The following is a 454-nucleotide window of genomic DNA, read 5'->3' as shown; positions in this document are numbered from 1 at the left end:
CTTAAGGCTTGGCGCGTAAATGGCGTCCCCTAGGGGATTCGAACCCCTGTTACCGCCGTGAAAGGGCGGTGTCCTAGGCCTCTAGACGAAGGGGACAAAATTCACGGTTTGCGAAGCGCAGCTTCGCTGTGAATTTTGTAAAGGCGCAGCCGAGCCGGCGAGGCCAGCGGCAAGACCTTTCCAAAACGCACATCTTGTTGGTAAAGGCGAGTGGTGAGCTCCGCGAACCCGAGCGACAAGAATAAGGCTATCCCTGTACACGACGTTGCTTGGCTCGGTGTGCAACAAGTTATAGGCGAACTTGCTACCACGCCTCTATCAAAAGCGCTCTATTCATATCAAGCAAACTGTGTGAACACTCAACAGGCGTTGAGATTTAAGGTAAGGAGGTGATCCAACCGCAGGTTCCCCTACGGTTACCTTGTTACGACTTCACCCCAGTCATGAATCACTC

The 454-nt window shown here is 53.1% G+C and carries 1 tRNA gene and 1 rRNA gene; both read right to left on the bottom strand.

The window, feature by feature from the left end:
• Nucleotides 1-20 precede the first annotated feature (20 nt).
• A tRNA-Glu gene (locus C7H85_RS19295) sits at nucleotides 21-96 on the bottom strand.
• 286 nt (nucleotides 97-382) lie between these two features.
• Nucleotides 383-454: ribosomal RNA gene (locus tag C7H85_RS19290) — 16S ribosomal RNA — on the bottom strand; the annotation flags it as partial.

The organism is Zobellella endophytica (genome assembly GCF_003012775.1).
In the GTDB taxonomy this organism is placed as follows: domain Bacteria; phylum Pseudomonadota; class Gammaproteobacteria; order Enterobacterales; family Aeromonadaceae; genus Oceanimonas; species Oceanimonas endophytica.
The sequence above is the reverse complement of the archived record's forward strand: the minus strand, read 5'-3'. Positions and strand labels throughout refer to the sequence as shown.